The 7,018-nt window shown below is 65.7% G+C and carries 5 protein-coding genes; 1 reads left to right on the top strand and 4 read right to left on the bottom strand.

Features of this window, described 5'->3' with window-relative positions:
- Nucleotides 1–122: 122 nt before the first annotated feature.
- Nucleotides 123–359 carry a hypothetical protein gene (locus WBV89_RS06785; protein WP_423980571.1) on the bottom strand — a complete coding sequence of 79 codons (237 nt, stop codon included), beginning with the start codon at nucleotides 357–359 and terminating at the stop codon, nucleotides 123–125.
- Between the two features lie 107 nt (nucleotides 360–466).
- On the bottom strand, nucleotides 467–2,533 hold the full coding sequence (locus WBV89_RS06780; RefSeq protein WP_423980570.1) for an acyltransferase family protein: 2,067 nt from the start codon (nucleotides 2,531–2,533) through the stop codon (nucleotides 467–469).
- 185 nt (nucleotides 2,534–2,718) lie between these two features.
- On the opposite strand from WBV89_RS06780, the gene WBV89_RS06775 reads away from it, so the two are divergent.
- Nucleotides 2,719–3,738, top strand: a complete 1,020-nt coding sequence (locus WBV89_RS06775; protein WP_423980569.1) for a sulfotransferase family 2 domain-containing protein — start codon at nucleotides 2,719–2,721, stop codon at nucleotides 3,736–3,738.
- Between the two features lie 4 nt (nucleotides 3,739–3,742).
- Here WBV89_RS06775 and WBV89_RS06770 read toward each other — a convergent pair whose 3' ends face one another.
- Together WBV89_RS06770 and WBV89_RS06765 are read right to left on the bottom strand one after the other, a co-directional pair.
- Complete coding sequence (locus WBV89_RS06770; RefSeq protein ID WP_423980568.1) at nucleotides 3,743–4,618, bottom strand: FkbM family methyltransferase; 876 nt, start codon at nucleotides 4,616–4,618, stop codon at nucleotides 3,743–3,745.
- Between the two features lie 124 nt (nucleotides 4,619–4,742).
- The coding region (locus tag WBV89_RS06765) for a CDP-glycerol glycerophosphotransferase family protein (RefSeq protein WP_423980567.1) at nucleotides 4,743–7,018 on the bottom strand (2,276 nt) is incomplete at its 5' end.

Here is a 7,018-nt window from a genome sequence, read left to right as displayed (position 1 = left end):
GCTCAGACCTCCGAGCCAGACAGGTCGACCCCCGCCGACCAGCCCGTCGAACCACTGGCCGAGGGTGGCGAGAGCGTGCTCCAGTGGGCCGACGATCAGAACGTGATCGTCGAGTGGAGCTCCTACGACGCACCGGTTCCGGCGAACTCGGGCGTCGGTTGGTCGTAGGGGCTCCACTCCACGATCAAGTTCTGATCGTCGACCCACTGGAGCACGCTCTCGCCATCGCCGGCCGGTGGTTCGACGGGCTGGTCGGCGGGGGTCGAGCTGTCCGGCTCGGAGGTCTGAGCGGCGACGGGCGAGCCGAGCGTGGTGGTGGCGACGGCCGCAATGATGAGCAGTCTCGAGAGTTTCAGCACGGCGGAAGCATAAGACACTTCCACCATCGGGATCGGGCAACGATCGGACGCGAATCGCGTCTCTGGTCCTTCGGTGTCGCAGGGAGGCCGCGCCGCTCGCAGCGCGATCAGTTCGAGTCGAGCGCGCCCGCCTGGGCGAGGCGATCTCCGAGGTCGGCGGCGATGTGCCGGACGAAGAAGTGGGTCAGATGACCGCTGTCCCTCCACACCGGAACGCCGTCGACGAGCGGCATGCACACGGTCTCCTCGGTACACACCAGGTCGTCGAGATCGATCGAGGAGACGTTGTCGTACTCGTCTGCGAGCGAACGCAGGGAGTTCTCGCTCTCGACCGGGGCGGTCCGTTCGTACGCGCACGCGCCGACGGTCGACGCCGACGACAGGCATTCGGTCGGCGACGCGAAATCGGGAACGATCGGGATCGGCTCGAGGATCGCGACGTGGGGAACCTCCGTGCGCAGTTGCTCGACGGTGCGTTCGATCGTCGTGGCATTGATCCGTGCGAGGGGCGCATCCGACAGTTGCTCGTCGACGGGCACCATCAGATCGGCGAAGCGTCGATCGTCGTCGCGCGAGAGTTGAGCGAGCACGATCACGTCGGGCTGAAGATGCTCGATCGCCGATTCGTACCACGGATCGCGCTGTGCGGCGCAGCGTTGCTGATACTCCGCGGAGAGGTCGGATCGCGGGATCAGCCCCATCTGCCAGGAGCAGCCCTGTGCGATGTTCAGCGAGAGTGTCCAGTCGTTCTCCTCGGCGAGCATCTCGAATGCGGGGACGTACTGCTGCGCGATGCTGTCTCCGATGAGCAGGACGTGCTGTCCGGAACCTCGGCGGACCGAGCACTCGGCGAGGTCGTCGACGGTGCATTCCGGATACTCGGCACGAAAGGTCCGCACCGCGTCGTAGTCGATGTCGGTCGGCACCGGATCGTCGAATCCGGCGATCGATGTGGAACCTGCGACCGCAGCGGCGGCAGCGGGTGCCTCGGATGTCACCAGGCGCGGTGTTCGCCGAGATTCGAGGATCGGGGGCACGATGATCAGCGCAGTCACCACCGTGATCGCAAGGCTGGTGACGACCACGGTGCGCGGGATGGTATCGAAGTGCTTGTTCTTGCGGACCGGCTGCTCGATGATGCGATGGCTCGCCGCCGCGAGCCCGACCGCGACGGTGCTCGCGAGCAGGAACATCGTGAGTGGCTCGATGACCAGAACGCGCCGAAACGCCAGGATCACGGGCCAGTGCCACAGATAGATCCCGTAGCTGATCCCGCCGAGGTATGTGAGGATCGGGCGGGAGAGCACACGGTCGAGCAGCGTGGCCGGGGCGAGCTCGAGTCCGACGACGATTGCGAGGGCGGCTGCGGTCGCGAGGAATCCCCGTGTGGACGGAGTGACGTCGACGGCACTCGACGCGCACACGAACAGGGCCGCCAAGCCGGCCAGTGCGAGGAGATGAAACCTGGCCGTGACACGCAATCGGTGTCCCTGCGCGATCACGATGGCGAGGAGCGCTCCGACAAGAAGCTGGTACAGGCGTGCGTCCGTGCGGTAGTAGGCGAGGTTCGTGCCGCGCCCGTTCCAGTAGACCTGGAGTGCGATCGATCCGGCGATGAGCACGGCGAGCCCGGCGGGGATGATCCACGGACGGCTCTGTGAACGAGCGAGTCGCCAGAGACCGATCATCAGCAGGGGAAAGAACGCGTAGAACTGCTCTTCGATCGACAGCGACCAGAAATGGATGAACGGGCTCGGGTCGGTCGCTGCTTCGAAGTAGTCGGTGGAATTCGCGAGGGCATTCCAGTTCGCGTAGTAGAGCAGCGCACTCTTGGCGTCGTCGACGAAACTGAGTCGGGCGAACAGCGGAACGATCAGCAGGAAGAGGACCGACGTTCCGACGACACACGTGATTGCGGCCGGCGTGAGACGACGCATGCGTCGTGCGTAGAACCGGCGGAGTTCCAACCGTCCGGTCGTCGCGAACTCGAGCCAGATCACGTTGGTGACCACGAATCCCGACAGGACGAAGAACAGGTCCACGCCGATGAACCCGCCCTCGAAGAGTTCGAGGTCGGCATGGAAGGCGATCACGAGAAAGACCGCAACCGCACGAAGTCCGTCGAGCGCCGGCCGGTATCCCCACGGTCGGCCGTCTGCCTTTTCGGTGCCCACCGACGATTTCGTCTGCGGCGTCACGGCGACTGCCATCAGGTGCAAGAGATTATCAGCGCATCGCGCGGTTCGAGCGGAACGATCGTTCGACGTTGCGGACTGCAGCCGGCCGTGGCCGACTCCGGCGCGGGATGGACCGAATCCGAAGCAGTTCGGAGCGTTCCGGCGATGGATAGGCTGCTCGGATGAATCCTGCTGACACCATGTTTCAGGGTCTGAGTGGCGTGACCGGCGCCATGTGGCGCGTCTATCTGGCCATGGATTCCAGGGTCATGTACGTGTCCGTGAACAAGAACGCGTGCACGAGCCTGAAGTGGATGATGGCCGACATCGCGGGCGAGGATCTCTCCACGTTCACCGCAGGTTGGATGCCGTTCATCAACGACACCGAGGCCGTGCACAACCGCCATCTGTGGAAGGCGAGTCCCCGGCTCGATTCACTGACCCCTGAGCAACGCGCCGAAATCCATCCGGAGAACGGATGGTTCATCTTCGCGGTCGTTCGCGATCCTCGCCTCCGTCTCTTCTCGGCGTGGCAGAACAAGCTGCTCATCGAGACACCGAACAGTCAGCGGTGGAGAAACGAAGCGTGGTATCCGCGTCATCCGATGACGTCCGACAGCGTGGTCGCCGACTTCGCCAAGTTCGTGGACCTCTTCGATACCCAGCCTGATCACTGGCTCCGCGCGAGGGACGCGCACTTCAGGGACCAGGTCGAGCTGCTCACCGAGGACGCCGTGCCCTACTCCCGCATCTACGAGATCGGCGAGATTGCTCAACTGCGCACGGATCTTGCCGAGCATCTCGCGGCCGTCGGTCGGCCGAGGGATCTGTACACGCCGCGATCCAATCCCACCCCGTTGCGACCGGTTGCCGCGCTGTTCGATCGCGGAGTTCGCGAGCGGATCGAACGAATCTATGCGGCGGACTTCCAGCGCTTCGGTCATCTGTGGGATTTCACGCGGGTGGAGTCGGCGAAGGCCTGGTCGGACGCCGACATTGCCGATTGCGAGAACAATGCGGTGCTCGGCAAACGGATCGCCGAACTGCATCGGATGGCAGCCGCCCAACGCAAGGCGACCGCCAAGGAGCAGAAGCGGAGCGCTCAACTCGAGAGCGATCTCGAGGTGCAGGCCGAAAAGGCGGGCGGAAGCGGCCGACGACTTCGGCACCGCCTGAGAGCGCTGAGGTCTCGCTCGTCCTGACCCGTCAGGCGACCGGCGCGTGCGGAAGGAACAGCACGTCGGTGGTCTTGGACAGGCTTGCGACATCGAGAGGTTCGCCCTCGAGGTCGTGTGCCGAGTAGCCGATCTTCTCCAGCATCGCGAACGCGGCGAGTTCGGCCTCCCAATCGGGATGGTTCGTGCCCCAGCCGATCTCGCACAGGATCGTCGGCTTGGGTGTCCAGGTCTCCAGCGATCGCTGCATCCCGCTCAGCACCCGGTGCTCGGCGCCCTCGACGTCGATCTTGATGACATCGGGGACGACGTCGAGCGCGAGGTCGTCGAAACGGCGGACATCGATCGAGATCGCCGCCATCCCGCTCGTCCGGCGACCGGCCACCATCGTGTTCCAGCCGAGGTTGCCGTCATCGGCAACGAAGATGTCGACCGTCGCATCCTCGCCGCTGAGCCCGAAGGGGTGAACGGCGCTCGAGAAGTCGGTGTCGTCGAGCGTGGAGCTGCAGAGTTCGGCCAGATGGGGAATCGGTTCGAACAGATGTGCTGTACCGGTGAATCCGAGTTCGTCGCCGACGACCTTGGTGAAGTAGCCGATGTTCGCGCCGACGTCGAGCAGGACACCTTCCTCGGGGAGGCGCCCCCGCAGCGATCCGGCGAGCGCGACGTAGTTCGCATGACGGCTCTCGAACCACTCGAGTGCAGCGTCGTGGGACACCTCGATCGCCGAGAGCTTGGATCGGTCGGGTTGAACGTCCGGTTTCGGGGCCGCCGCGGGTTCGGCTGCGTCCGTCGGTTCGCTTCGATCGTCGGGGGCGATGACCTCGGCCAGGCGGCGACGTGCGGCCCGGATGGCACCGCGCCATCCGCCACGTCGAAATCGTTCGGCGATGTGTAGCTCAGGCATGGTTGTTCTCCCGGTTGAAGACGTCGGAAATGGCTCGACGTCGCTGGCGAACTCTAGTGCGTCGGTTGGCGGGTGACGGCGGCCTGGTCCGGGCGAATCGTGTTCGATCCGCGGCTCGGGGCGATCATTCGAGGCCGGCGATGGCGTCGGCGACGCGAGCGCGACAACGGCCATCGTGCAGCGCGAACGCGGTTTCGATCCGGTGGAGGTACGGCGCATCGGCGTGCCCGCGTCGGAGCAGCGCCTCCACCTGGTCGAGAAGCTCGTCCGCGTCGGCCGTACTCGGACCGAACAGCTGCTGTTGCGACGGACGGCGGACGCGTCCGACGTGTCCCCCGTCGAACACCTGGTCCTCGTCGAACCGGTAGTAGATCGTGGGCCGTCCGAGATACGCGACGTTCCAGGCCATCGAGGAGTAGTCGGTGATCAACACCGCCGTCCGCGCGAACACGCGAGGAAGATCTGCGGAGGAGAAGCGATGTCGCGTCGTTCCCGGGATGTCGTCGAGGAACGACTCGACCCGATCGAGATCGGGGTGAGGGAGCAGCCCGATCTCCAGCCCGAGCTCATCCGCGAGGTCATGCAGTCGCGGCGATGACGCCACCGCGGCCCACCGACACGCGAACTCGCTGCTCCGCAGTCGATCGGAGGCCTGATCCTCCCGCGGTGACACGTCCGACGGTGGTACCAGCCAGTGGCGCCACGTGGGGGCGATGAGGACGACGTTGCGCTCGGACCGCGTCACGCCGCCGGCGGCGCGGAGGACGTCGAGTCGTGGCATTCCGGTCAGCTGCACCTCGCGCATCGTCAGGTCGTAGCCGTTTCCGTCGCCGGCGATCGACTGCCGTTCGCGCTCGGTGCTGACCACGAAGAGATCGATGGGGACCCCCGCGTAGGTCCGTGACTCGTCCCGCTCGATGACACCGTGGTTCAGACAGGTGGTGCGCCAGCCGGGCGCACGCATCGACTCGATCGTCGGCGGGCACACCGCCGATCGTTCCGCATGGGACGTCACGAGATGAGCGCAGTTCAGCATCATCAGTTTCCAGGTGAGCGAACCGTACGCGACCAGCCGGCTGCTGTCCGCGGCGTGCATCCTGTGCCAGTCGGGCGTGTCCCGTTCGAGGGTGAACCACGCATTCACGTCGGGCCGTTCGTCGCGGAGAAACCGGAACAGGTACTCCGCGTTGTCGTTCGCGTCGTGGGTGCGGTCCATCAGGACCCAGCACTCGGCGAACCGTCGTCGAACCGGCCGGCTCGCCGCGAGGCGCGGCACGGTCCACTCCGTCGCCGTGCGCCAGAGTTTCACCCCGACCCGACGTGTCAGCGATGACAGTGTCCGGCGCCTCGCGCGCCGGATCACCGAGCCGAATCGCCCGGGCGGACGGTGTTCGGGCGTCACTCCGGGTCGGCCCCACGAGGTGCGCACCTCGACGATCCGTCCGTCGAGTTCCAGCTCGGCACCGGCGGGGACCCAGTGGATCCGTTCGTGGAGCAGCGGCTGGTCGAAGTATCGCAGGGTGCGGGTCTTCGCCGCGATCGGATCGACCGGCACGTGGTCGACGAGGACCCGTTCGCTCGGGGGTCGACCGACGAATCGATGGCACAGGCGAACGCTGTCGGTCCTCGTCCGGTCGACGACCGCGTAGTCGGAGTGCCAGTCCTCGGGGTGGATGCCGTGGCGGAGGATCATCCGCCAGTCCTCCTCGTAGCGCCGGACGGCAAAGCTCTCGATCGCGTCGTCGTCCAGATACGACACGATCCGGGCCAGGAGCTCGACGAACTCGGCTCCTAGCGCACCGATCCCCGCGGTGTGAGCTCCCGCCGCCTTCGCGTCGGCGCTGAAGAACCACGACAACTCGTACAGGACGAGGTTCTGCACCCACCGCGGCGCGCGGCCATCTCGAGCGCTCCCGCGTTCGAGCGCGTCGAGGTATCCGAACCGGGGCACATCCGAGAACCGGCCGGGATGGGCGAGGCTTCCCTGCAGCGTCGAACTCAGGTCACTGCGCCGTCGATAGACGTACTGCGCGGAACCGAGAAAGGCGACGAGGGGCTCGTCGCACTCGAGGAGATACCTGACGCAGAAGTGACCGTCCTCGAAGATCGGACGGATCCGGGTGTCGAACCGGAGTCCGACCTGGGCGATCAGCGAACGCAGGAAGAACGCGGCCGGCGCGCTGCTGTGGAAGTACTCGGGCTGATCGTTCAGGTCGACCAACCGGTCGGACCGGAACATCTGCCGGAGCGGATGGCCGTCTCGACGGCGTTGATGCGATTCCTCGAAGTAGACGCGGTTGGTGGCGACCATCACGGTTGCCGGGTTCCGGTCCAAGAACGTGGCGACCGTGTCGAGATACCCGTCATCGATCCAGTCGTCGGGATCGATGAAGGTCACCC

The sequence above is a fragment of the Ilumatobacter sp. genome, assembly GCF_049588435.1.
Lineage (GTDB): Bacteria > Actinomycetota > Acidimicrobiia > Acidimicrobiales > Ilumatobacteraceae > Ilumatobacter_A.
Note: the sequence above shows the minus strand (reverse complement) of the source record. Positions and strands in the feature narration are given on the sequence as shown.

Coding starts and splice junctions, on each gene's coding strand:
- WBV89_RS06775 (WP_423980569.1), top strand. CDS start 2,719: ATGAATCCTGCTGACACCATGTTTCAGGGTCTGAGTGGCGTGACCGGC.
- WBV89_RS06770 (WP_423980568.1), bottom strand. CDS start 4,618: ATGCCTGAGCTACACATCGCCGAACGATTTCGACGTGGCGGATGGCGC.